Annotated in this window: 21 protein-coding genes; 15 read left to right on the top strand and 6 right to left on the bottom strand. The window is 72.5% G+C overall.

Annotation, left to right across the window (positions count from 1 at the left end):
- Positions 1–90 precede the first annotated feature (90 nt).
- From ACFXMG_RS04180 to ACFXMG_RS04170, 3 genes are read right to left on the bottom strand one after another with little or no spacing between them, the layout of a single operon-like run.
- Positions 91–1,686, bottom strand: a complete 1,596-nt coding sequence (locus ACFXMG_RS04180; RefSeq protein WP_383815214.1) for a tryptophan halogenase family protein — start codon at positions 1,684–1,686, stop codon at positions 91–93.
- Between the two features lie 54 nt (positions 1,687–1,740).
- Positions 1,741–2,631 carry an alpha/beta hydrolase gene (locus ACFXMG_RS04175; RefSeq protein WP_383815216.1) on the bottom strand — a complete coding sequence of 297 codons (891 nt, stop codon included), beginning with the start codon at positions 2,629–2,631 and terminating at the stop codon, positions 1,741–1,743.
- Entirely contained in the window at positions 2,631–3,542 is a 912-nt protein-coding gene (locus ACFXMG_RS04170) for a tryptophan 2,3-dioxygenase (protein WP_383815219.1), read from the bottom strand. The genes ACFXMG_RS04175 and ACFXMG_RS04170 overlap by 1 nt, the downstream gene beginning before the upstream one ends.
- Positions 3,543–4,047: 505 nt before the next feature.
- Here ACFXMG_RS04170 and ACFXMG_RS04165 point away from each other — a divergent pair.
- The 12 genes from ACFXMG_RS04165 to ACFXMG_RS04110 all read left to right on the top strand — a co-directional run bounded on the left by ACFXMG_RS04165 (position 4,048) and on the right by ACFXMG_RS04110 (position 15,665).
- Entirely contained in the window at positions 4,048–4,524 is a 477-nt protein-coding gene (locus ACFXMG_RS04165) for an RrF2 family transcriptional regulator (protein ID WP_383815329.1), read from the top strand.
- A 217-nt stretch (positions 4,525–4,741) separates the two neighbouring features.
- On the top strand, positions 4,742–6,313 hold the full coding sequence (locus ACFXMG_RS04160) for an MFS transporter (RefSeq protein ID WP_383815221.1): 1,572 nt from the start codon (positions 4,742–4,744) through the stop codon (positions 6,311–6,313).
- 41 nt (positions 6,314–6,354) lie between these two features.
- Positions 6,355–8,007 carry an AMP-binding protein gene (locus ACFXMG_RS04155; RefSeq protein WP_383815224.1) on the top strand — a complete coding sequence of 551 codons (1,653 nt, stop codon included), beginning with the start codon at positions 6,355–6,357 and terminating at the stop codon, positions 8,005–8,007.
- 38 nt (positions 8,008–8,045) lie between these two features.
- Positions 8,046–8,327, top strand: a complete 282-nt coding sequence (locus tag ACFXMG_RS04150; RefSeq protein WP_383815227.1) for an acyl carrier protein — start codon at positions 8,046–8,048, stop codon at positions 8,325–8,327.
- Entirely contained in the window at positions 8,324–9,358 is a 1,035-nt protein-coding gene (locus tag ACFXMG_RS04145; RefSeq protein ID WP_383815230.1) for a hypothetical protein, read from the top strand. The genes ACFXMG_RS04150 and ACFXMG_RS04145 overlap by 4 nt, the downstream gene beginning before the upstream one ends.
- A complete protein-coding gene (locus ACFXMG_RS04140; RefSeq protein ID WP_383815233.1) occupies positions 9,355–9,606 on the top strand; it encodes a phosphopantetheine-binding protein in 252 nt (83 codons plus the stop codon). The genes ACFXMG_RS04145 and ACFXMG_RS04140 overlap by 4 nt, the downstream gene beginning before the upstream one ends.
- Positions 9,607–9,761: 155 nt before the next feature.
- Positions 9,762–10,304, top strand: a complete 543-nt coding sequence (locus ACFXMG_RS04135) for a 4'-phosphopantetheinyl transferase (RefSeq protein WP_383815236.1) — start codon at positions 9,762–9,764, stop codon at positions 10,302–10,304.
- A 15-nt stretch (positions 10,305–10,319) separates the two neighbouring features.
- Positions 10,320–10,790, top strand: a complete 471-nt coding sequence (locus tag ACFXMG_RS04130) for a PaaI family thioesterase (protein WP_383815238.1) — start codon at positions 10,320–10,322, stop codon at positions 10,788–10,790.
- A gap of 53 nt (positions 10,791–10,843) precedes the next feature.
- Entirely contained in the window at positions 10,844–12,430 is a 1,587-nt protein-coding gene (locus ACFXMG_RS04125) for a class I adenylate-forming enzyme family protein (RefSeq protein ID WP_383815240.1), read from the top strand.
- A gap of 15 nt (positions 12,431–12,445) precedes the next feature.
- Positions 12,446–13,780 carry a cytochrome P450 gene (locus ACFXMG_RS04120; protein ID WP_383815243.1) on the top strand — a complete coding sequence of 445 codons (1,335 nt, stop codon included), beginning with the start codon at positions 12,446–12,448 and terminating at the stop codon, positions 13,778–13,780.
- A gap of 32 nt (positions 13,781–13,812) precedes the next feature.
- Positions 13,813–14,610: an FAD-dependent thymidylate synthase gene (gene thyX / locus ACFXMG_RS04115; RefSeq protein WP_383815246.1), complete on the top strand. Its 798-nt coding sequence runs from the start codon at positions 13,813–13,815 to the stop codon at positions 14,608–14,610.
- Between the two features lie 50 nt (positions 14,611–14,660).
- A complete protein-coding gene (locus ACFXMG_RS04110; protein WP_383815249.1) occupies positions 14,661–15,665 on the top strand; it encodes a beta-ketoacyl-ACP synthase III in 1,005 nt (334 codons plus the stop codon).
- A 44-nt stretch (positions 15,666–15,709) separates the two neighbouring features.
- Here ACFXMG_RS04110 and ACFXMG_RS04105 read toward each other — a convergent pair whose 3' ends face one another.
- Together ACFXMG_RS04105 and ACFXMG_RS04100 are read right to left on the bottom strand one after the other, a co-directional pair.
- Entirely contained in the window at positions 15,710–16,972 is a 1,263-nt protein-coding gene (locus tag ACFXMG_RS04105) for an MFS transporter (protein ID WP_383815252.1), read from the bottom strand.
- An 85-nt stretch (positions 16,973–17,057) separates the two neighbouring features.
- On the bottom strand, positions 17,058–18,920 hold the full coding sequence (locus tag ACFXMG_RS04100) for a serine hydrolase domain-containing protein (protein ID WP_383815255.1): 1,863 nt from the start codon (positions 18,918–18,920) through the stop codon (positions 17,058–17,060).
- A gap of 47 nt (positions 18,921–18,967) precedes the next feature.
- On the opposite strand from ACFXMG_RS04100, the gene ACFXMG_RS04095 reads away from it, so the two are divergent.
- Together ACFXMG_RS04095 and ACFXMG_RS04090 are read left to right on the top strand one after the other, a co-directional pair.
- Positions 18,968–20,077: an NAD(P)H-dependent flavin oxidoreductase gene (locus tag ACFXMG_RS04095; protein ID WP_383815258.1), complete on the top strand. Its 1,110-nt coding sequence runs from the start codon at positions 18,968–18,970 to the stop codon at positions 20,075–20,077.
- Positions 20,074–21,627 (top strand): acyl-CoA synthetase, encoded by a 1,554-nt coding sequence (locus tag ACFXMG_RS04090; protein WP_383815260.1) that lies wholly within the window; start codon positions 20,074–20,076, stop codon positions 21,625–21,627. The genes ACFXMG_RS04095 and ACFXMG_RS04090 overlap by 4 nt, the downstream gene beginning before the upstream one ends.
- Here the strand turns inward: ACFXMG_RS04090 and ACFXMG_RS04085 are convergent.
- Positions 21,609–22,478, bottom strand: coding sequence for a nitroreductase/quinone reductase family protein (locus ACFXMG_RS04085; RefSeq protein ID WP_383815263.1), 870 nt, complete (start codon positions 22,476–22,478; stop codon positions 21,609–21,611). The two genes, ACFXMG_RS04090 and ACFXMG_RS04085, sit on opposite strands and share 19 nt — an antisense overlap.
- A 150-nt stretch (positions 22,479–22,628) precedes the next feature.
- Here ACFXMG_RS04085 and ACFXMG_RS04080 point away from each other — a divergent pair, with 150 nt between their 5' ends.
- Entirely contained in the window at positions 22,629–23,033 is a 405-nt protein-coding gene (locus tag ACFXMG_RS04080) for a MarR family winged helix-turn-helix transcriptional regulator (protein WP_383815331.1), read from the top strand.
- Positions 23,034–23,068: the final 35 nt, after the last annotated feature.

The raw sequence follows: 23,068 nt of genomic DNA, 5'->3' as shown, positions 1-23,068 counted from the left end.
GGGGTTCCTGTCGACGTCGGAGGGGGCTGGCCGCCCGGTCCCTCCGGATCCGGGCGACCAGCGGTCTATGTGCTCCGGGCAACCGGCGGTCTACTTGCCGTGCAGCTGACGCAGGTAGTCGTAGGTGCTGGGCAGCGTGCGCAGCAGCTCTTCCTGGCGCTTCTTCACCTCGGCGAACTTGGCCTCCGCGGTGGCGATCGACTCGGGCCGGTGGGCCAGCGCGGGCATGGTGTGGTCGGGCAGGAAGTCGAGGCCCGCGAACATGCAGTAGTAGTTCGCGTTGCTCCAGAAGTTGCGGAACTCCGCCTCGAAGTTGCCGTAGTAGCTGCTCTCGTCGGTGATCGGCAGGTTCACGCCGAGGCCGGACTTGTAGAGCGCCACCTTCTCCTTGAAGCCGTCGGCGAGCTCCAGCTCCTTGCAGGCGCGCCAGAACGGCGTGTCGTTGCGCGGGGCGAAGCTGAAGTGGGCCTGGATGAAGTCCCGCGTGTCGTCGAACATCGTCTCGATCTCGCTGTTGAAGCGGTGCGTCAGGACGGGGTCGAAGCGCTTGTCGGGGAAGTTCTTCACGAGCTGGTAGAGGGCCGCGTAGACGAAGTAGATGCCGGTGGACTCGAGCGGCTCCAGGAAGCAGGAGGCCAGGCCGATGCCGACGACGTTCTTCACCCAGGCGCGGCGGTTGCGGCCGACGCGGAACTTGACGTGGTTGAGGGGCTGCGTCTCGGGGTCGAGGCCCCACATGCGGCAGAACTCCTCGGTGGCCTCGTCCTGGGTGGCGAAGCGGCTGGAGTACACGTACCCGGTGCCGAAGCGGCCGAGCATCGGGATCTTCCAGGTCCAGCCGGAGGACATCGCGATCGAGGAGGTGAACGGCTCGATGCCGTTGGCCTCGTCGTCGTGGGGCACCTGCGTGGCGACCGCGCGGTCGTTGAGCAGGTGGTCGCTCATGTCCAGGAACGGTTCCTTCATCGTCTGGTTGACGAGCAGGCTCCGGAAGCCGGAGCAGTCGACGAAGAGGTCCGCCTCCAGGGTGAGACCGCCCTCGGTCCTGATGGAGGTGATGTGGCCGCGCTGGTCGATCTCGGCGCTGACGAACTTGTCCTCGATGTGGACGGCGCCCTGGCGCTGGGTGGAGAAGCGGCGCAGGAAGTCGGCGACCAGGTTGGCGTCGAAGTGCCAGGCGTAGCTGGCCCACTTGGTGCCGTCGAGGTAGCGCGGGGAGAGCTTCTGGTCGAAGACCGCCGGCTGCGGGTAGCACGCCTGGTCGAACGGCTCCTCGGTGAGGCCGTTGAGCCGCTTGTGCGTCCAGTAGTGGGAGAGCGGCAGGTTGTCGTGCTCGGGCAGCAGCCCGAAGAGGTGGTCGAAGTGGTCCTTGCCCTGGCCGAAGGTGCGGCCGTCGGACTGACCGGCGCCCGGGGTGCGCCAGTTGACGAAGCGGATGCCCATCTTGAAGCTGGCGTTGCACTCCGGCATCCACTCCTCCTCGCGCAGTCCGAGGAAGTCGAAGAACACCTTCTGGAGGTTGGCGATGGTGGCCTCGCCGACGCCGATCCTGGGTATCGCCGGCGCCTCCAGGACCGTGATCTTGACGGTGTCGCCGAGGGCGCGGCCCAGGTAGGCGGCGGACATCCAGCCCGCGGTGCCGCCTCCGAGCACGACGATGCTCTTGATCCGGTTGTCAGTGGTCATGGCGGTGTAACCCCCAGTTGGTTGGTTGTACGGAGGGGAGCGGACGGGACGTGTTCACGCGGCCGTCAGCCCCAGGCGTCGGTGGACGTCCCCGCCGAGCGCGGTGGCGGGGTCGTCGAGGTCGAAGGTGATGTCGAAGTGGTTGCGGTGGGGGACGACCAGGTCCCGCACCTCGGGCGAGCGCCCGGCGACGGCGGACACCAGGTCGTCGTGCTGCCGGCGGAACTCGTCCGTCTCGGCGTCGCCCAGGGCCACGAGGAGCGGCGGCAGCCGGTCGGGCAGCCGGTGGAGCGGACTCATCAGACGCGCGCTCTCCTCGGTGAGGCCGAGCGGCTCGTTGACGTAGGTGAGCCGGAGCGGTTCCAGGTCGTAGACCCCGCTGAGCAGGACGGCGCCCGCGAAGGCGTCGGCCGGGTGGCGGCCGTCCGGCCTCCAGTCGTCCAGCAGGGACATGAGCACCAGATGGGCGCCGGCGGAGCTGCCGCTCAGCAGGATGCGGCGCGGGTCCACGCCCAGCTCGGCGGCGTGGGCGACCAGCCACCCGAGTCCCCGCCGCACCTGGGCGACGATCTCCTCCAGCCGGTAGGCGGGAGCGAGACCGTAGTCGAGCGCGGCGAACGCGGCGCCTGCCGGGACGGTCCTGAGCGCGGGGAAGGACGAATCGTCCTTGCCGAGCTCCTGCCAGTAGCCGCCGTGCACGAACACCAGCAGCGGGGCGTCGGGCCCGGGGGCCGGGAAGAAGTCCAGCGTCTCGCACGGCTCGGAGCCGTAGGGGATCCCGGTACGGACCGTCAGCGCGTCCCTCGTCCGCCGGCTGAGCGCGGCGTACTCGTCCAGGAAGACCGTGAGGTCGGGGACGCAGGAGCTGGGGGAGTACTGCCGGTCCAGCGCCCGCTGGTCGTAGGGACCGTGGACGAGGGTGTCCGTGCCGTCGTGGCCCGGCATCAGAACTCCGTGCGGATGGACCACAGTTCGGGGAAGAAGCGGTGCTCGGCGACCCTGCGCAGCCACTCCACGCCCAGCGTGCCGCCGGTCCCGGGCTTGTGGCCCATGATCCGCTCGACGGCCAGCAGGTGGGTGGTGCGCCAGCGGGAGTACTGGTAGTTCAGCTCGGACAGCGCCTCGGCGAGGGCGTGGAGCTGCGGGTCCTCCTGCGGAGCGCGGTAGATCGCGCCCCACGCCTCCTCGACGAGTGCGTCCGGCTCGTACGGCTCCGCGTACTCGACGGGGACGCACTTCTCGGGGATGCGGCCCCTGCGGTGCAGGACGGACAGCGTCGCGTCGTACAGGCTGGGCGCCTCCAGGACGGCCGTGACCTGCTCGTACAGCCAGGGCACGGCGTGGTACGCCTCGGCCATGCGGCGCACCTTGTTGCCGAGGGAGAACTCCAGCTGGCGGTACATGTACGACTGGAAGCCCGAGGCCGCGCCCAGCTCGTTCCTGAAGTTGGCGAACTCCTGGGGGGTCAGCGTGCTGACCGGCTCCCAGCAGGAGGTGAGCATGCGCTGGACCCGCTCGATCCTGCGGAGGTACCACAGCGCCTCGTCGAGCTTGTCCTCGAACAGCAGGTCACGGACGCGGTTGATCTCGGTGAACAGCAGCTTGAACAGCAGTTCCTGGATCTGGCCCGTGATGTAGAAGGTCAGCTCCGCCGGCTCCTCGGTGCGCGGGTGCTGGAGGCTCAGCAGCGCGTCCACGCTGTGGTAGTCGATGTACGGGGTGCTGTTCTCGTTGACCCGGCCCACGCTGAAGTCCAGGACCGGCTCGCCGTTGGTCTGCTCGGACCGGGCGCGCCGCTCCTCCTCCGTCATAGCGAGGTAGGCGCGGGGTCCTCGGGTAACTCCCTCGGCTGCCATGCGTGATGAACTCCAGTCCTGCCTGGTGCGCCCCGGAACGGCGAAGGGCCGCAGGGCGCACTGTGTCGTGGATTCGGTTCCGGAAGGGGCGGCGGATTTCGCGCGCCTCCTGGGCGGCGGGCGCCCATTCCCTCCGGTGGAAGGGATGCCACAAGCAACCTGGTGCTGTGGCCGTGAAGTTGGCACCGGCCCTTGATCAACAGGGCGCAGCACGGCTCGGGACCCTACGCGTCGTCAATTTCCGCGTCAAGAATGCCAATACCCCGGTAAGCGCGTCCGGCTACCCCGGATTTCCCCTTGGGGCACCTGTGTTGTGCGACGCGTGAGGCCGGTCGGGAACGCCGAACTCGTGTGGTCGACGTCACGTGGAACGCAACTCCGGGTGGGGTTGGGAGAGGGGATTTGGGGGGTGAAGTGACCTCGTGGAGGGGTCTGTTCCGGGTTCGGCGGCCGGCGGCCGCCCTGGGCTGGAACCAGGACAACTGCTATCCTGAGTGTCGTGAAGATGTCTTCGACGGTTGAGTGGACGGTCCATGTGTGCCTCACCCTGGCGTGCGCACCCCCTGGATCATTGATGCAGGCCAGCGCCCTGGCGGAGTTCCACGGGCTGCCGAAGCCCTACCTCACCAAGGCGCTCCAGGCCCTGGTGAAGGCCGGCATCATGCGCTCCACTCCCGGTGTCCGCGGTGGCTTCTCCCTGGCGCGCCCCAGCGCCGAGATCACCCTGATGGACATCGTCGCCGCCGTGGAGGGCCGGGCCGAGCTGTTCCAGTGCGCGGAGATCCGGAAAAGCGGCGTGATCGCCGACTCCGGCCTCAGTGATGTAAATGTTCCGTGCATTGTCCAGATCGAGATGACGAAGGCCGAAATGGCCTGGCGTAAGTCCCTGGCCGCACAGACACTTGACGGACTTGCCAGACGACTGGAAAAAGGCGCGCCGCACGTGGTGGACCTGACCCGTCGCTGGATCTCCGCGATCTGAAACCCCGTTTCCCCGCTCTTGCCCGCATGCCCCGGGGCGCTCTCGGCGTAGGGTGATTCGCCGTGTCGACGAGCGTCCCCCCGCAGGTGGGGGACCTTCGCATGCCCACTATTCGGAACCAAGGCAGAAGGGTGTCATGACCACCAGCGCGACTGCCCCGCTGAATTCAGACTTAACGCGCCCCCGCTCCCCAGGACTTGCCGTAGCGATCGTTCTGGTGGCCGCGTTCCTGGTCCTCGCCGACACATCCATCGTCAATGTGGCGGCCCCCGTCCTTCAGAGCGATCTGGGCGCCAGCTTCGCCCAGACCCAGTGGGTCGTGGCCGTCTACCAGCTCACCTACGCGGTGCTCCTGGTCACCGGCGGCCGGCTCGGCGATCTGTACGGCCGCAGGCGCCTGTTCGTGATCGGCCTCGTCGGCTTCGTGATCACCTCGGCCCTGTGCGGCTTCGCCACCAGCCCCGCCATGCTGATCGCGGCGCGCGCCCTCCAGGGCGCCACGGCCGCCCTCATGTACCCGCAGACGCTTGCCGTCATCCAGGTCGTCGTACCCCCCGAGCGCCGCCCCAAGGCGTTCGCCGCCCTGGGCATGGTCGTCAGCGGCGCCACCATCGCCGGCCCGATGATCTCCGGCGTCCTCATCGAGCTGGACCTCTTCGACAGCAGCTGGCGGCCGGCCTTCCTGCTCAACCTGCCGATCGGCCTGCTCGGCGTGCTGGCCGCGCTGAAGTTCCTCCCCGAGTCCCGCTCGGAGCAGGCGCGCAGGCTCGACCTCCCGTCGGTCCTGCTCGTCACCGCCGCCCTGGGCTGCCTCATCTACCCGCTGATCGAGGGTCACGAGCGCGGCTGGCCCTGGTGGTCCATCGCCCTGATGCTCCTCTCCCTCCCGCTGTTCGGTGCCTTCCACCTGCGCTGCACCCAGGTGCACCGGGCGACGCAGTCGGCCCTCGTGCCGCCGTCCCTGTGGCGCGACCGGGCGTTCACCGTCGGCCTGGTCATGTACGTCCTGGCCTACTCCGGCATCGCGTCGTTCTTCCTCTACCAGTCGTTGATGCTCCAGTTCGCCTATGGGTATAGTGCGTTGGCCGTCGCGGCGATCATGAGTCCGTTCGCGATCGGCTCGATGGTCGGCTACTACTCCTCGACCCCCTTCGCCAAGAAGACGAGCGGGCGCGTGGCCGTCACCGTCGGAGCGCTGATCTGGGCCGTCGGCGACGTCGCCGTCGGCGCCACCACACTCCTCGCCGGGAACGAACTCAAGGGCTGGTACTTCGTACCCTCCTTCGTGATCGCCGGCTTCGGCCTCGGTATCGCCCTCGCCCCCCTCCTCGGAGTGGTCCTGGGCTCCGTACGGAGCTCGGACGCCGGCTCCGCGTCCGGAACCCTGAGCACCGGCCAACAGGTCGGCGCCGTCCTGGGTGTGGCACTGATCGGAGTCGTCTTCTTCGGCACTCTCGGCAGCGCCGCCCAGACCTCGGCGGAACAGCGGTCCGGCACCGTGCACGCCGCCGTCGCCTCCACCGCGGGCGCCGGCCAGGCCGACCGGGTCACCAAGGACTTCGCGTCCTGCGTGACCGCGCAGGGCGAGGGCGGCACGACCGCGGACGGACCGTGCCAGGAGCTGCGCGCCGGAGCCGACGCCACCGTGACGACCCAGCTCGCGGAGGCCGCCCGCCACGACTACCGGATGGCCTACGGAGTGAGCACCTTCGTGCTCGCGGCCGCCGCCGCCCTGGTCGCGCTCGGCGTCAGGTTCCTCCCGCGCCCCGCGCCCGCCCCCAAGCCGTGAACCCGGCCGTGGACTCCCACGGCCAGAACGGACAACCCACCATGACCGAAACGGTACTTCAGCTGCTGGAGAGCAGAGGTGCGCTCTCCTCGCTCACCTTCGTGGAGGAGGACCGCAGAGTCTCCCTCGCCGACCTGCTGACCGAGTCGCGCGCGACCGCCGGCGGACTGATATCCCTGGGCGCCGCCCCGGGAGACCGGATCGCCTTCATCATGCAGAACGGCAGCGGCTTCCTGAAGCTGCTCTTCGGCGCCCAGTACGCCCACGCGGTACCCCTCTCCATCGCCCTGCCCTTCGGCTACGGCGGGGTCGACGGCTACATCGAGCACGTCCGCGGCATCCTCAAGGACGCCGACGCCCGCGTCCTCGTCGTGGACCCCGACCTGGCACGCGTACGCCGGGCCCTGGCCGAGGCCCTGCCCGAGGTCTCCGTCGTGTCCGCCGAGGTACTGGACGACGCGGCCGACACCGGTACGGTGCCCGCCGGCTCCGGCGACCCCGGACAGCTGGCGTACATCCAGTACACCTCCGGCAGCACCTCCCGGCCCAAGGGCGTGCCGCTCACCCACGCCAACATCCTCTCCGGCCTGCACGCCCTGGCCACCCCCTCCGGTACGACCCCCGAGGACCGCTGGGGCCTGTGGGTGCCGCTCTTCCACGACATGGGCATGTTCTGCCTGCTCACCGCGCTGTCCGCCGGAGCCGACCTGGTGCTGTGGCGGCCGCGCGGCGGCATCAGGCGCCCCCTCGAATGGCTCCGCCGGTTCGCCGAGGAGGGGTGCACCCACACGGCCGCGCCCAACTTCTTCGTCGACGCGCTCGTCGAAGCCGCCGAGGCCGAGGAGACCCCTCCGGAGCCGGCCGACCTGTCGAAGTGGCGGGTGTGGTGCAACGGCGCCGAGACGGTGAACGCCCACTCCCTCGCCGCCTTCGAGAAGACCTTCGCCCCCTGGGGCTTCCGGCCGCAGTCCATGTGCCCCGTGTACGGCATGGCGGAGGCCACCCTCACGGTGACCTTCCCGCCGCCGGGCCGCGAGCCCGTGGTCCGCTGGGTCGACCGCGAGGCCCTCGCCGACGGGCGGTTCGTCTCCGCCGACGAGGGACCGGGCGCCCGCCCGCTCGTCGGAGTCGGCCGCCCCGTGCCGGGCCTCGACATCCGGATCTGCGGCGACGAAGGACCCCTGCCCGAGGGCGGCGCGGGCGAGATCGAGATCTCCGGCCCGCCCGTCATGGAGGGCTACTACCGCAAGGAACGCGGGGACGAGTGGTCCCCGGACGGCTGGTACCGCACCGGGGACATGGGCGTGATCGCCGACGGCGAGCTGTTCATCTTCGGCCGCAAGAAGGACATGATCGTCGTCCGGGGCGTCAACTACTACGCGGAGGACGCCGAGACGGTCGTCCGCGACCTGCCCGGAGTCTTCCGCAAGCGGTGCGCCGCCGTCGCCGACGACGACCACCTCGCGCTCGTGGTGGAGACCTCCCTGGAGACCGAGGAGGAGCGGGCCGCGCTCGTCGCCGAGTGCCACCGGCAGATCCGCTCCCGCATGGGGCTCGACAGCATCACCGTGCACCTCGCCCCCACCCGCTTCCTGCCGCAGACGAGCAGCGGCAAGGTCCAGCGCAACAAGCTGCGTTCGTCCCTCGGCGAGCTGGTCGCCACCGGCTCCACGGGCGCCGGTGATCAGGCGTGACCACGTCCGCGGAACAGAGAACCGAAAGGAGCACGACCATGGAGACGACGGCACCCGCCGACGTCGCGGCGTCCGTCCGCGACGCGCTCGCCGCCGAGGTGGGCATCGAGGCCCGCACCGTGACCGGTGACGCCGAGCTGTCCCTGCTGCCCGGCATGGAGTCCGTGAAACTCCTGCGGGTCGTCAGCGCTTTGGAGGAGGTGCACGGCGTCGCCCTCGACGACGACGTGCTCTTCTCCATCGAGACCGTGGACGACCTCGTACGCGCCCTCGGCGGCGAACCGGCCGGCGACGGGACCGCGGACGAGGCCGGAAGTTGACCGGCCCGACGGCCGCCCCCGCCACGGGGCCGCGCGGGACGACCGGCTGGCTCGCCGCCCTGGACCGCATCGTGCCCACACCCGAGCGGTACGTACGCTACGACACCGACCGCGACAGCGCGCTGGCCGTCATGCGGTGCTCGCCCGACGTCCTGGACGAGCTGATGCGGGCGGGGCTGCGGCACCGCACCGAGGGCGACCGGGTCTTCTTCGACGACAGCGACATACGCAACGTGGCCGCCGCGTCCGGATCCGGCGGCTCGGTGCTGGAGCTCGTCCAGCGCTACCTCTTCCGCTTCGCGGTCTCCGCCCCGTCGGAGTGGACCGACGAACGCGCCTGGGCGATCCGCAACCTGGCCGCCTGCCCCGAGGACCCGGACTGCCGGGAGCCCTGGGAGTTCGCGCCGCTGGCCGCCGAGGACTTCGCCGGCCGCTCCTGGCACGAACGGGCCGTGACCGGCGCCGTGGACGCCCGGGGCGCCGGCGTCGACGGCCGGCCGCCGCTGGCGGAGTTCAGCGCCACCGTACGCACCGTGGGCGCCGTCCGCCGCGTACGCGACCCCCTGGTCAGGGACGCCTTCCACGCCTCCCTCGACGAGATGCGCACCGGCCGCATGTCCTACCAGGCGATGCCCCCAGAGCTGCGCCACGACCCCGACGCGGCCCGGGCCAACGGCACGGCGAACTGCATCAGCGTCAGCCTCCACCTGGAGAAGGTCTTCACCGACGCCGGACGCGAGGCCCGCACCCGCAAGGGCTACCTCATGGGCATCCTCGGCAGCGACCACTCCTGGGTCGAGGTCCGCGAGGACGGGGAGTGGAAGGTCGTCGACCCCGTCTTCGCGCTCCTCGGCCTGCGCCAGGGCGCCTCGGAGGAGTTCGTCGAGTTCTGCCTCGGCTCCGTGCCCAACCGGCTGGTCCCCTGCGACTGCCCGGCGGACCTGGAGACCGTACGCCACACCCACCGGCAGTCACCGGCCCCCACGCGCAACGTGGTGCTGGTCAACCCACTCAAGGAGATCCCTTCATGAACGGCCGCGAACTCCTCGCCCAGTGCATATCCGCGCCCGCGATACTCGACACGCTCGCGGACGACGAGGACCTGAGGGAAGCGGGACTGAACTCGGGCGAGATCGTCCTCGCCGTGATGCGCCTGGAGGAGACCATCGGCCGGGCCCTCGACGACGACGAGCTCACCTCGGTCACCACCATCGCGAGCATCGACGCGCTCCTGCGCACCGGCGGCACCCCGTCCGCCTCCGTGCGGGACGCGGCATAACCTCGGCGTCGGGACTCGCTCTCACCGCGGCGGTCGAGGAGGGCGGCGGCCCGCCCGCGGGCACCGTCATCGCGTTCGCCCAGGAGACCGAGACCGAGACCGAGACCGAGACCGAGGGCACGGCCTCCGGCTTGCATCCGGCCGAGCACCTGCTGATGACCACGCTGCCGGCCGCCCGTCGGGACGACTTCCGGCTGGGCAGGACGGCGGCCGCCCGCTGCCTGACCCGGCTGGGCGTACCGGGCCCCGTCCTGGCCGACGGCAGGCTGCCCCGATTCCCGGCCGGCGTCACCGGCTCGATCAGCCACCGCGACGGCACGGCCGTGTGCCTCGCCGCCGCCGACCCGGCGATCCGCGCGGTGGGCGTCGACCTCGAACGCGCCGACGCCCTGCCCCCGGCCGCGGCCCGGCTCGTCTGCACCGAGGACGAGCGCGCCCTGCTGGCGGGGCTCGGGCTGGGGCCGCCGGACGCCACCGCCCGCCTGACCGCGCTGTTCTCGCTCAAGGAGTCGCTGTACAAGGCGCTCTGCGCACGGGGGATCACCGTCCGGGGCCTGAAGGAGATCGCGGGCCCGGCGGACGCCCTCGGCGGAGGACTCCCCGCCGCCGGGGTCCTCACCGTGCGCGGGGTCCGCTTCGCGTACGGCGGCGTCCGCACCCCGTGTTCCGTACTGACCTGGGCAGTTGCCCGCACCTGATGGCAAGGACGTCTCATGCGCAGTTACCACCGGCTCCTGGACCGGATCGTCGCCGGCGAGGCGGACCCGCCCGCCGTCGTCGGCGCCCTGCGCCTGCCCGGCATCGACGGATGGGCGGACCGCCGGGTCTGGGGCACCTGGGACGTGGACCCGGTCGTCGTCGGCCCCGGCGGGGTCTTCGGCGGGTACCTCGCGGCGGTCGCCGACAGCTTCTCCGGCGTCTGCATGTACACCGTCCTGGAAGACGACCAGTGGCTGGCCACACGCGAACTGACCACCCGGTTCCTGCTGCCGCTCACCGGCGGCCGGGTCCGTACCGAGTCGACGGTTGTACGCGCCGAGGGCCGGCGCGTCTGGGTCGACACCGTCTTCACCACCGAGGACGGCACGAAGGTCTGCACCGCGCAGGCGGTCCAGGTCCTCGTCGCCGCCAAGCCCTCCGCCACCACCGCGCCGCCCCGCACCGAGGCCGTCGTCCTGCCCTAAGCCCGGCCCCGGCCCAGATCCCGTCCCTCACCACACCCTTGGAGACGTTCCCCATGCCCGCATCCAGTGAGGCCCTTCGCATCGGCGAGCTGTTCGACATGGGTGCCGCGCAGCACCCGAACAGCCACATGACGCTCGACCACACGCTCCGCATGTTCCCCGAGTCCGGCACCAGGATCACCTTCCGCCGGCTCGCCGACCACGTGGCCGAGGTCTCCGCCCGCCTCACCGCGGCGGACGTCCGCCCCGGCGAGCACGTCGTGCTGTTCGCCTCCAACACCTTCGACCTGGTCCTCACCGCCTGCGCCCTGGCCCGCGCCGGCGCCGTACCGGTCCTGCTCTCCCCGCGGCTCGACGGCGACGTGGTGGCGCAGCTCCTCACCAAGTTCGACGCGCCTCCGGTCCTCCTCACCGACGGCGACACGCTCGCCGGCGCCCTGGACGGCGTCGACCTGTCCGGGGTGACCAGCCGGGTGCTCCTCATCAGCGGCGAGGCCGAGGGCCGCACCCGCCTGGAGGAGTTCGCGGGCGCGCCCCGCCGGGCGCCGGTGCGCACCGACGCCGAGGCCCCCAGCCTGGTCACCCACACCTCCGGGACCACCGGCCTGCCCAAGCTCGTGCAGCAGTCGGCCCGCAGCCTGTGGTGGCACCTCAAGCCCCAGCTGAAGACGGCCAAGATCATGCGCGCCAAGGAGACCCGCGCCGTCTGCGTCTCCCTGGTGCACGCCCGGATGTGGCCCCTGCTCTACATCGTCATCTCCCGCGGCCAGCACACGGTCGTGCTGACCGACCCGGACCCGAAGAAGGTCGCCGACCTCTTCAGCGAGACCCGGCCCGGTCTGCTGGAGGCGCACCCCAACTGCTTCATCCAGTGGGAGAAGCTGGCCGACGACCCGCGCGCCCCGCTCGCGAGCATCCGCTACTTCATCAACACCTTCGACGCCATGCACCCGCGCACGATGCGCATCCTCCTGGGCGCAAGCAAGCGCCGGATGCCCGTGTACATCCAGGGGTACGGGCAGTCCGAGACCGGCCCGATCTGCCTGCGCCCCTACACCCGCAAGCTGGTCGAGACCGCCGACGGGCGCTGCCTCGGCCACACCTTCCGCGGCATCACCGAGGTGAAGATCGGCGAACCGCTGGTCGACGCCACGGGACCCGAGCAGGTCGGACCCATCCTGGTCCGCACCCACGGGCACTCGCTCGGCATCATCGGCGGGGCCGAGCAGTTCGCCGAGCGCTTCGCCGGCGGCTGGTGGCGCATGGGCGACCTGGGCTACCGCAGCAAGTGGGGCTGCGTGCACCTGCTGGACCGGGAGATCGACCACATCGACGGCGTGGCGAGCAGCCTGCGGGTCGAGGACACCCTCATGGAGCGGCTGCCGCAGCTCACCGAGATCGTCCTGGTGGGCGACCCGGACGGGCGCCCCATCCCGGTCGTCTCGACCCACGACGACGAGCCCCTCGACACCCGGGCGTGGGAGCGCGCCGTGGCCGACCTCCCCACGATGGCCGCACCCCTCCAGAGCCGCTGGAGCGCGATCCCCATGACCTCCACCTGGAAGGTCCGGCGGCAGGCGCTCGCCACCATGGTCACCGACGGCACCCTGCCGCTGGTGGGCACCCCGGCCACGGTCTGACCGGGGCCCGCCGCGATGACCACCGACACGTCCGCCGCCGCTCCCGCGGCGGCGCCCGCCGCCCCCGGGACCGACCTCTTCTCCCAGGAGTTCGCCGCGGACCCCTTCCCGGTCTACGACCGGCTGCGCCGCTCCGCGCCGGTCCACCAGGACCCGGTCACGAAGCTGTGGCTGGTCAGCCGGGACGAGGACATCCGCCAGGTGCTCCTGGAACCGTCCACGTACCGCAACGACAACGCGCTCGGCTCGGTCCTCCCGCTGCGCCTCCCGGCGCTGCGCATCCTGGACCGGGCCGGGTTCAAGACCCTGCCGCCCGCGCTCTTCAACAACAGCGGGGACACCCATCCCGTGCTGCGCGGCGCCGTGCTCAAGCTCTTCAGCGCCCAGCAGGTGCGGGCCGCGCTGCCGATGATCGAGCGGGTCACCCACGAGGAACTCGACCTCATGGCACGGGACCTCGACACGACCGGGCGCCACGACTTCGCGCGGGGCCCGGCCCGGATCATCCCGGTCCGGGTCATGCTGGAGATGCTGGGTGTCCCCGAGGCCGCCCGCGCCGACCTCGCGACGATCGCCGACTGGACCGACGCGTTCATCACCCTGTTCTGGGGGCGTACGGACAAGGACCGGCAGCGCGAACTGGCCCTCCTCGTAGGCGAGTTCTACACCTGGCTCGTCGAACTGGCCGCGCGCCGCGAGGCACCGGAGGACAGCCTCCTCGGCGCGCTGGCGCGGGTCCGGATGCCCGACGGCTCTCCGGTGCCGCCGGAGGTCGCGGTCGCCGTCTGCTCCAACCTGATGGTCGCCGGCCATGTGACCACCTCGCAGATGATCAGCACGGCGGCGTACCGCGCCCTCCAGCAGGAGGGCCGGTGGCGCGCCCTGGGGCAGGAGCCGGGTCTGGCCGAGGCGTGGACCGAGGAGACCCTGCGCCGGGAGCCGTCCCTGACCGCCTGGCGCCGCGTCACCAGCGGGCCGGTCACGCTGGGCGGCGTCGACCTCCCGGCGGGGGCGGAACTCCTCCTCCTCTTCACCAGCGCGGGCACCGACCCCGAGGCGTTCGAGGAGCCGGAGCGGATCTGCCCGATGCGCGAGGGCGGCCGCGCGCACCTCGGCTTCGGCCTCGGACGGCACCGCTGCCCCGGCGCGGAACTCGCCCGGGCCGAGGGCCGGGTGGTGCTCACCGCCGCGGCGGAACGCTTCCCGGACCTCAGGCTCACCTCGGAGGAACGGCCGCCCTTCCTCGAACTCGTCTCCTTCCGCGCCCCCACGCGCCTGGACGTGACCCAAGCTCCTCCCCTCCGCCCGGCGGCCCCCACCCGGTGCCCCCGAGGCGACTTCCCGCAGTGACCACCCCCCACGGCGAAAGGCAGCACAGCACCATGAAAACGGTGGAACCCGAGGTCTCCGTCATCGCGAGGCCCGCCCTCGACCTCGACGAGATCGCCTCCTACCTCAGGGAGATCGGCGGCGAGGAGTGGCTCGCCCGGCTCGACCAGGGACGGCTCGACGGAGAGCTGAACGACGCCCAGACCCTGGCGGAGGTCGCGGGCCGCATGTGCTACCGCTCGTGGGAGCCGGGCCTCAACCCCAACGTGAAGCGCGTCCGCACCGACCAGACGGCCTATCTGCGCAACATCCTCTCCAGCGCGCACGGTTCGGTCCTGGAGCACGTCAACTTCACCTTCGTCCTCCAGGACGTCAGCCGGGTCCTCACCCACGAGCTGGTCCGGCACCGCGTCGGCACCGCCGTCTCCCAGGAGTCCCTGCGCTTCGTCCGCCTCCAGGAACTCCCCTTCTGGATGCCCGAATGGGCCCGGGAGGACCCCGAACTCATGCGGCGGGCGGGCGAGATGCTCGCCGAGCTGGAGCGCTTCCAGTCCTGGATGGGCGACCACTTCGGGCTCGACGAGGAGGGCGTCGCCTTCGGCGAGAAGAAGCACAAGACCTCGTTCATGCGCCGCTTCGCCCCCGAGGGCGTGGGCACCAGCCTCGTCTGGACCGCGAACATCCGGACCCTGCGGCACACCATCGAGTCGCGTACCGCGCCCGGCGCCGAGGAGGAGATCCGCCTGGTCTTCCACAAGATCGGCGAGCTGATGCGCGCGGAGGCCCCCGCGCTCTTCGGCGACTACGAGGTACGGGACGGGGCCTGGGTGCCGGAGTGGCGCCGCGTCTGACGGGCCGCGCGCCGGCTCGGCCCCGTACACCCCCTCACTTGGAAGGTGCCGTGAAACCACAGATCGCCACACCTGCCGGGGCACGCCACGCCCGCATCCTCGGGGTGGGCGCCTACCGCCCCCGGCGGGTCGTGGACAACACCGAAGTCTGCCGGTCCATCGACTCCACCGACGAGTGGATACGCCGGCGGACCGGGATCGTGACCCGCCGCTGGGCAGGACCCGACGAGACCCTGGAGGCGATGGGGAGCGAGGCCGCGAGCAAGGCCATGGCGGCGGCCGGGACGGACCCGGCGCGGATCGACTGCGTCATCGTGGCCACGTTCACCCACCTCATGCAGACCCCGGCCGTCGCGGCGCGGATCGCCCACCGCGTCGGCGCCGTCCACGCGGCGGCGTTCGACGTCTCCGCCGGATGCGCCGGCTTCGTGCACGGCGTGGCCCTCGCCGCCGACGCGGTCCGCGCCCGAGGCGGCCACGTCCTGGTGGTCGGCGCGGAACGCATGACCGACCTGCTGAACCTGAGCGACCGGTCGACCGCCTTCATCTTCGGCGACGGCGCCGGGGCGGTGGTGATCGGCCCGTCGGAGACGCCCGGGATCGGGCCCGTGGTCTGGGGCGCGGACGGCTCCCAGCACGAGGCCATCGCCCAGACGGAACCGTGGACCGCCCTCAAGGACGCGCCTCCCGGCGGCGAGTTCCCCTCGCTGCGCCAGGAGGGCCGGAGCGTCTTCCGGTGGGCCGTCTACCAGATGCCCGAGGTGGCCCTGCGGGCCGTGCGCGAGGCCGGTCTCGACGTCACGGACCTGGACGTCTTCCTGCCCCACCAGGCCAACGTCCGCATCATCGACGCCATGGCGGACCGCATCGGTCTTCCGCCGACGGTGGTGGTCGCCAAGGACATCGTGCACAGCGGGAACACCTCGGGCGCGTCCATCCCGCTGGCCATGGAGGCGCTGCTCGCGTCGGGCGAGGCCCGCAGCGGCGACACGGCGCTGCTGCTCGGGTACGGGGCCGGGCTGTCCTACGCCGGCACGGTCGTGACCCTCCCCTGAGGGCCGGGGCACGGTCGTGACCCTGCCCTGAGGGCCGCCGCGGGTCAGCCCGGCGTCCTGGAGGTGTCGCCCCGCCCTTGAGGGGCGGCCTCCGGGGCCGGGCCGGCTCCGGCGCCGCGCAGCAGCAAGGGGGTGGCCAGCAGGAGGACGCCCGCGGCGGCGAGCGCGGTGCGGGGGCTGGTCGCGGCGGCGAGGAGGCCCCACAGGGCGGTCATGGCGGCGATGGACAGGCTCGCGCTGACCGACCAGGCGGCCAGGGTGCGGGCGAGGCGGCGGGGGTCCGTGTGGCGGAGGCGGTGGGTGGCGAGCACCGGGTTGAAGACGGCGCAGGACGCGATCAGCCCCAGCTGTACGCCCATCACCACCACCATCCCGGCGACGCCGGACGGCACGAACGCCAGGCCCAGGGACCAGCAGGCGCGCAGCACCCCGGCGGTACGGAGCACCCGGCCGTCGCCGTACCGGGCCACCAGCCGGGGCGCCAGGCGCGAGCCGACGAGCCCGCCGACGCACGGCGCGGCGAAGACGAGCCCGTACTGCCACGGGGAGAGGCCCAGGTCCCGCAGGAGGAGCACGGCGAGCAGCGGCTCCGAGGCCATGATCAGGCCGTTGACGGTGATCGCGTTGAGGAACAGCGGCCGCAGCGCCGGGTGGCGCAGGATGTGCCGCCAGCCCTCGAACAGCTCCCCGGCGCGCATCCGCCCGCCCTCCCGCCGCGCGGGTTCCGGCTCCGTCCCGCCGATCGACCGGATGCCCAGGGCGGAGAGGAGGTAGCTGACGGCGTCGGCGAGGACCGTCGTCACGGGCCCGAGCAGCCCGACCGCGGCGCCGCCGAGCGGCGGCCCCGCCATCGACGCCGTCCAGGTCGTCGCCTCGAAGCGGCTGTTCGCGACGAGGAGGTCCTCCGGCGGCACGAGCCCCTTCAGGAACGCGCCGCTCGCCGCCCGGAACGCGATGTCCGCGGTCGCGACGACCACGGACACCACCAGGAGCTGGACGAAGCCCAGCCACCCCAGGAGGTACGCGACGGGGACGCTGGCGAGCGCCCCGAACCGGACCAGGTCCATCGCCACCATGACGGGCCGCTTGCGCCGGAACTCCACCCACGGCCCGAGCGGCACCGCGAGCACCGCGCCCACCGCCCGCCCCGTCGCCGCCAGCGCCGCCACCTGGGCCGGGCCCGAGTCCAGCACGATCACCGCCAGCAGCGGAAAGGCCCCGAAACCGAGCCAGGTGCCGTACGTGCTCACCGCGTACGCGGCCCACAGGCGCTCGAACCGCCGCCCCAGTGACCTCCGCGCCGCCACGCCCGCCCCACCGCCCTCTCCGCTCCGACCGAGCCGTCGACTCTACCCCCGCCCGGAGGGCCGCTCGAACGTCGCAGGGAGGCGCTCAGTCCGCCGAGCGGTGCCAGCCGGTGGCCTCGACGCGGGAGGCGTCCGCCGCCAGGGACTCGTCGAAGAGTGCTCCGCCCGCGCCGTCCAGGACCCGCACCCCGGTCACGTACACCCCGCGTCCCACGGCGGGGGAGGCGGTGGCGTACCGGAAGCGGAGACGAAGGAGGGGGTGGGGCGGGGGAGTGGTCGGGAGGTCGGCGGTGAGGTGGTGCCAGCGGCGGCCGGACCAGCCGGTGGCCGTCCCGTCCGGGTGGGGGCGCGTCCGTGCAGGCCGGTCGAGCGGGGCGGTGCGGAAGGCGACGGGCCGCCAGTCCGGGGCCGTGCCGGTCGCCGCCTCCAGGACGAGCCGGTCCGTCCCCGGCGCGGTGTCCCACCAGAGGAGGCAGGTGAGACGGGCCGCGCCCGGTCCCGTCGCGGGCAGGCTGAGGGCGGCCCCGCCGGGCGCCGACATGCCGGAGAACCAGGCGGTGGGACCCGTACCGGCCGGGGGGCGTACGGGGATCGCCCGGGCGAGGCGGTGGGCGGCGGCCACGCGGGGCGCGGAGCCGGTGCGCCAGGTGCGGACGGGGTGCACCGAGTTGGCGAGGAGGATCAGGAAGGCGTCGGATTCCGGGTCGAGGACGAGGCTGGTGCCGGTGAAGCCGGTGTGCCCGGCGGTGCGGGGGCCGGAGAGAGCGCCCATGTACCAGCGCTGGTCCAGCTCGAAGCCCAGGCCGTGGGCGTGGCCGGGGAAGTCCTGGTTGATGTCGGTCAGGAGGAGGTCCACGGAGGCGGGGGAGAGGACGCGGGCGGAGCCGTACGCGCCGCCGTCGAGCAGCGTACGGGCGAGGACGGCGAGGTCGCGGGCGTCGGAGAAGACGCCGGCGTGGCCCGCGACGCCGCCCATCGCGTAGGCGTTCTCGTCGTGGACCTCGCCGCGCACCATGCCCCGGTCGAGCCGCGCCCACGGCTGGCGGGCGTCCTCCGTGGCGGCGATCCCCGCCCGCCACGAGAGCGGGGGGACGAAACGCGTGCGGTGCATCCCGAGCGGAGCGGTGATCTCGTCATGGAGCAGTCTCTCCAGAGTGTGACCGGTGATCCGTTCCAGGAGCAGGTGCAGCGCGATCATGTTGAGGTCCGAGTAGCGGTACGCCGTCCCCGGCGGGTCGAGCGGCACCTCCTCCCACAGCAGCCGCAGCCGCCCCTCCCGGTCCGGCGCCTCGTACAGCGGCAGCTCCGCCCGCAGCCCCGAGGTGTGCCCGAGCAGCTGCCGGACCGTGATGCCCGCCTTCCCCGCCCCGCCGAACCCGGGCAGGTACGCGGCGACCCGCTCCCCGAGCTCCAGCGTGCCCCGCTCGATCTGCCGCACGGCGAGGAGGGCGGTGAAGAGCTTGGTGAGCGAGGCCACGTCGAAGACCGTGTCCGGGGTCATCGGGACCCGCAGCTCCGGCGGGAGCCCGACCGCCGTGTCGCTCTCCTCGTCGTACGCGGCCCAGCGCGCCGCCCACCCGACCGCCCGGTGCAGCGCCACCGTCCCGCCCCGCCCGGCGAGCAGCACGGCGCCCGCGCACCAGGGGTGGACCGGCGAGGGCCCGAGGAACCCGCGCACGTCCTCGACCATCCCCTCCAGCTCCCGTCCCAGCAGCCCCGCCTCCTCCGCCGTACCCCACCGCAGCCCGCGCCCCGACCCCGCCTCGCCCGTCCGCCGCCCGCGCCCCGGCCCCGCCGACTCACCCATCCGCCCGCCTCCCGACACCGTGCTCCTCGACCTCGACCTCGCCCGAGACCTAGACCTAGACCTCGACCTCGACCTGGTCCCGACCCGTACGCCTCCACCTTCCCCCGGCCCACCCGCCCTCCAAAGAATCTGACGCTCCATCAGAAAAGCTCTTCCCTCCACCGCCCCGCTGCGGCATCCTGCCGCCCATGGAGACGGAGCTGAGTCGCACACTGGGGATCGAGCACGCCATCTTCGGCTTCACGCCCTTCCCCGCGGTCGCCGCCGCCCTCAGTCGGGCCGGCTGTTTCGGCGTGCTGGGCGCGGTCCGCTACACCGCGCCGGACGACCTCGCCCGCGACCTCGACTGGATGCAGGAGCACACCGACGGGCGGCCCTACGGGCTCGACGTCGTGATGCCCGCGAAGAAGGTCGAGGGCGTCAGCGAGGCCGAGGTCGAGGCCATGATCCCCGCCGGTCACCGGGAGTACGTCCGCTCGGTCCTCGCCAAGCACGGCGTGCCCGAACTCGCCGAGGGCGAGGCGTCCGGGTGGCGGATCACCGGCTGGATGGAGGAGGTCGCCCGCAGCCAGCTCGACGTGGCCTTCGACTACCCCATCAAGCTGCTCGCCAACGCCCTCGGCTCCCCGCCGCCGGACGTCGTCGCCCGCGCGCACGAGCACGGCGTGCTCGTCGCCGCGCTCGCCGGCAGCGCCCGGCACGCCCGCCGGCACGCCGAGGCGGGCATCGACATCGTCGTGGCCCAGGGGTACGAGGCGGGCGGCCACACCGGCGAGATCGCCTCCATGGTGCTCACGCCCGAGGCCGTGGAGGCCGTCGCCCCGCTGCCCGTGCTCGCCGCCGGCGGCATCGGCAGCGGCGAGCAGATCGCCGCCGGGCTCGCGCTCGGCGCCCAGGGCGTGTGGCTCGGCTCGATCTGGCTCACCACCACGGAGGCCGAACTCCACTCGCGGGCCCTCACCGAGAAGCTGCTCGCCGCCGGTTCCGGCGACACCGTCCGGTCCCGCGCGCTGACCGGCAAGCCGGCCCGCCAGCTCCGCACCGAGTGGACCGACGCCTGGGAGGACCCGGCCGGGCCCGGACCGCTGCCGATGCCGCTCCAGGGGCTGCTGGTCGCCGAGGCCGTGTCGCGGATCCAGAAGTACGAGGTCGACCCGCTGCTCGGCACCCCCGTCGGTCAGATCGTCGGCCGGATGAACTCCGAGCGCAGTGTCCAGCAGGTCGTCGACGAGCTGACCCGGGGCTTCGAGAAGGCCGTCGACCGCATCAACCGGATCGCGGGAAGGAACCCGTCATGAGCGCCGACGCACCCCACGGCTTCTGGGCCCAGGCCGCCGCCGACCCCGACCGTACGGCGCTGGTGGCGCCGGACGGCGAGGAGTGGTCGGCCGGCCGGCTGCTGGCCGCCGCCAACCGCCTGGTGCACGGGCTGCGCGCGGCCGGTCTGGAGCGCGGCGACGCCTTCGCGGTCGTGCTGCCCAACGGCGTCGAGTTCTTCACCGCCCATCTCGCCGCCACCCAGGCCGGTTTCTACCTCGTGCCGGTCAACCACCACTTCGTGGGCGCGGAGATCGCCTGGATCGTCGCCGACTCCGGCGCGAAGGTGCTCGTCGCCCACGAGCGCTTCGCCGAGGCGGCCGTCGCCGCCGCCGACGGGGCGGGCCTCGCGGCGAGCCGCCGGTACGCCGTCGGCACGGTCCCCGGCTTCCGCCCGTACGCCGAACTCCTCGACGGGCAGCCGGAGTCGGCGCCCGAAGGCCGGACCCTCGGCTGGGTCATGAACTACACCTCGGGCACCACCGGCCGCCCCCGGGGCATCCGCCGCCCACTGCCCGGCCGCCTTCCCGAGGAGTCCCACCTCGGCGGCTTCCTCGGCATCTTCGGCATCCGGCCGGCCGACGGAAACGTGCACCTGGTCTGCTCGCCGCTCTACCACACGGCGGTCCTCCAGTTCGCGGCCGCGTCGCTGCACATCGGGCACCCGCTGGTCCTCATGGACAAGTGGACGCCGGAGGAGATGCTGCGGCTGATCGACACGCACGCCTGCACCCACACCCACATGGTGCCCACCCAGTTCCACCGGCTCCTCGCCCTCCCGGAGGAGACCCGCGAGCGGTACGACGTGAGCTCGATGCGGCACGCGATCCACGGCGCCGCGCCCTGCCCCGAACACGTCAAGCGGGCGATGATCGCCTGGTGGGGCGGGTGCGTGGAGGAGTACTACGCGGCCAGCGAGGGCGGCGGGGCGTTCGCCACGGCCGAGGAGTGGCTCAAGCGGCCCGGTACGGTCGGCAAGGCGTGGCCGATCAGCGAGCTCGCCGTCCTCGACGACGACGGCACCCCCCTCGCGCCGGGCGAACTCGGCACGGTCTACCTGAAGATGAACACCGGCGGCTTCCGGTACCACAAGGACGAGGAGAAGACGGCGAAGAGCCGCGTCGGCGACTTCTTCACCGTCGGCGACCTCGGGTACCTCGACGAGGACGGCTACCTCTACCTCCGCGACCGCAAGATCGACATGATCATCTCCGGCGGCGTGAACATCTACCCCGCCGAGATCGAGGCCGCCCTCCTCGCCCATCCCGCCGTCGCCGACGCCGCCGCCTTCGGCGTCCCGCACGCCGACTGGGGCGAGGAGGTGAAGGCGGTCGTCGAGACCGCCGAGGGGTACGAGGAGGGGCCGGCGCTCGCCGAGGAGATCCTGGCCCACTGCGCCGACCACCTGGCCGGCTTCAAGCGCCCGAAGTCCCTGGACTTCATCGCCGTGATGCCCCGCGATCCCAACGGCAAGCTCTACAAGCGCCGGCTGCGCGACCCGTACTGGGAGGGTCACGAGCGACCGGTGTGAGCCCCCGCCCCGCCGCTGCCCGTCAGGGCGGGCAGCAGCGTGGCCTCCTCGTGGGCGAAGTGCGCCTCAAGGCCCGACGCCAGGCGCTCCACCTCCGCCCGCAGCACCTCCGGCGCCGCGTCCGAGGCGAGCAGCGCCTCCAGGCCGGTGATCGCGCGGGCGACCGCGCGGTGCTCCTCCCGCATCCGCTCCAGGTCCCCGGCCAGGTGGGGAAAGAGCTCGCCCAGCTCGCCGAAGACGCCGTCCTCGCCGCCGTGATGGGTGCGCAGCGCGCCGCAGAACGCCAGGCAGTGGCGGGCCAGGCCGGGCCCGAGGCGGCGCCCGGGGGCGGCCAGGCCCTCCCGGAGCGCGGCCAGCTCGGCGCGCAGCCCGTCGTGCACCTCCACCAGGTGGGCGGCGATCGCCGCGTGCCGGGAGGGGTCCGTGAGCGCGGCGGCTCGGCGGAGCACGACGACCGGGATCAGCCGCTCGGTGCCCGCCTGGTACGCCGCGAACGCCGGGTCCCGGCGGGTCTGTTCGGCGAAGAGCCGGTCGCGCTCCGCGCCCTCGGCCGCCACCGCCTCCGCCTCGAAGCGGTCGACCGTGCCCTGGGGCGTGCCGATCTCGACGCGCACGCGCGGCTCGGCCCGCACGTTGTGGTACCAGGCGGGATGGTGGGCCGCGCCGCCGTTCGACGCGAAGACCAGCAGCCGCGCCCCGTCCCGTACGTACACGACCGGGGTGGTGTGCTCCCGGCCGCTACGGGCGCCCCGGGTGGTGAGCAGGAGCAGGTCCGCCCCCTCGAACATGCCGCCCACCCGGCCGCCGTGGCCCCGGAACTCCTCGATGACCTGCTCATTGAAAGCGGACATGGCTGTGCCCTCCGGTAGCATCGATCACGAGAGATCTATTTGCTTTGAAAGCAAAGCTAAATCGGAGGGTTCAGGGTGTCAACCGAGCGCGAGGGGAGCGGGGCCGCCGGACCGGACGTCGACGACGCCGTCCGTACGCTGCTGCTGCTCATGCCCCGGATGGTGGGGCGCGCCAAGCGCATCAAGGTGCCGGAGGAGCTGGCGTCGCTGACACTGGCGCCCCGTCACCTCTCCCTGCTCGCCTACCTCCTCTTCGACGGCCCCCAGAGCGTCAACGAACTGGCCGCGCGGCTGGGGGTCGCGCCCACCACCGTCAGCCTGATGGTGGGGGACCTCGCGAAGAAGGGGGTCCTGGAGCGGCACGAGGACCCCGCCGACCGCAGACGCAAGATCGTCTCGATCGCGGAGGAGCGCAGGAGCTCCATCGACGGCTGGCTCGGCCGCAGCGCCGGCGCCTGGCGGGCGGCCCTCGCCCCCCTGGGACCGGCCGAACGGCGGATGTTCATCGACACCCTCGCGGCGTACGAGCACGGTCTGGCCGACGCAGAAGAATGACGGAAACGGGCCGCGGACTCCCACGGCGGGAGCCG

It is taken from the genome of Streptomyces sp. NPDC059201, from assembly GCF_042754585.1.
In the GTDB taxonomy this organism is placed as follows: Bacteria; Actinomycetota; Actinomycetes; order Streptomycetales; family Streptomycetaceae; genus Streptomyces.
This window is presented reverse-complemented; position numbering and strand designations above follow the sequence as displayed.

Excerpts from the sequence above, each read along its gene's own strand:
- ACFXMG_RS04135 (WP_383815236.1), top strand. The coding sequence starts at position 9,762 with ATGACCACGCTGCCGGCCGCCCGTCGGGACGACTTCCGGCTGGGCAGG.
- ACFXMG_RS04165 (WP_383815329.1), top strand. The coding sequence starts at position 4,048 with ATGTCTTCGACGGTTGAGTGGACGGTCCATGTGTGCCTCACCCTGGCG.
- ACFXMG_RS04120 (WP_383815243.1), top strand. The coding sequence starts at position 12,446 with ATGACCACCGACACGTCCGCCGCCGCTCCCGCGGCGGCGCCCGCCGCC.
- ACFXMG_RS04100 (WP_383815255.1), bottom strand. The coding sequence starts at position 18,920 with ATGGAGCGTCAGATTCTTTGGAGGGCGGGTGGGCCGGGGGAAGGTGGA.
- ACFXMG_RS04170 (WP_383815219.1), bottom strand. The coding sequence starts at position 3,542 with ATGGCAGCCGAGGGAGTTACCCGAGGACCCCGCGCCTACCTCGCTATG.
- ACFXMG_RS04140 (WP_383815233.1), top strand. The coding sequence starts at position 9,355 with ATGAACGGCCGCGAACTCCTCGCCCAGTGCATATCCGCGCCCGCGATA.
- thyX (WP_383815246.1), top strand. The coding sequence starts at position 13,813 with ATGAAAACGGTGGAACCCGAGGTCTCCGTCATCGCGAGGCCCGCCCTC.
- ACFXMG_RS04150 (WP_383815227.1), top strand. The coding sequence starts at position 8,046 with ATGGAGACGACGGCACCCGCCGACGTCGCGGCGTCCGTCCGCGACGCG.
- ACFXMG_RS04080 (WP_383815331.1), top strand. The coding sequence starts at position 22,629 with ATGCCCCGGATGGTGGGGCGCGCCAAGCGCATCAAGGTGCCGGAGGAG.
- ACFXMG_RS04085 (WP_383815263.1), bottom strand. The coding sequence starts at position 22,478 with ATGTCCGCTTTCAATGAGCAGGTCATCGAGGAGTTCCGGGGCCACGGC.
- ACFXMG_RS04155 (WP_383815224.1), top strand. The coding sequence starts at position 6,355 with ATGACCGAAACGGTACTTCAGCTGCTGGAGAGCAGAGGTGCGCTCTCC.
- ACFXMG_RS04130 (WP_383815238.1), top strand. The coding sequence starts at position 10,320 with ATGCGCAGTTACCACCGGCTCCTGGACCGGATCGTCGCCGGCGAGGCG.
- ACFXMG_RS04095 (WP_383815258.1), top strand. The coding sequence starts at position 18,968 with ATGGAGACGGAGCTGAGTCGCACACTGGGGATCGAGCACGCCATCTTC.
- ACFXMG_RS04125 (WP_383815240.1), top strand. The coding sequence starts at position 10,844 with ATGCCCGCATCCAGTGAGGCCCTTCGCATCGGCGAGCTGTTCGACATG.
- ACFXMG_RS04175 (WP_383815216.1), bottom strand. The coding sequence starts at position 2,631 with ATGCCGGGCCACGACGGCACGGACACCCTCGTCCACGGTCCCTACGAC.
- ACFXMG_RS04090 (WP_383815260.1), top strand. The coding sequence starts at position 20,074 with ATGAGCGCCGACGCACCCCACGGCTTCTGGGCCCAGGCCGCCGCCGAC.
- ACFXMG_RS04180 (WP_383815214.1), bottom strand. The coding sequence starts at position 1,686 with ATGACCACTGACAACCGGATCAAGAGCATCGTCGTGCTCGGAGGCGGC.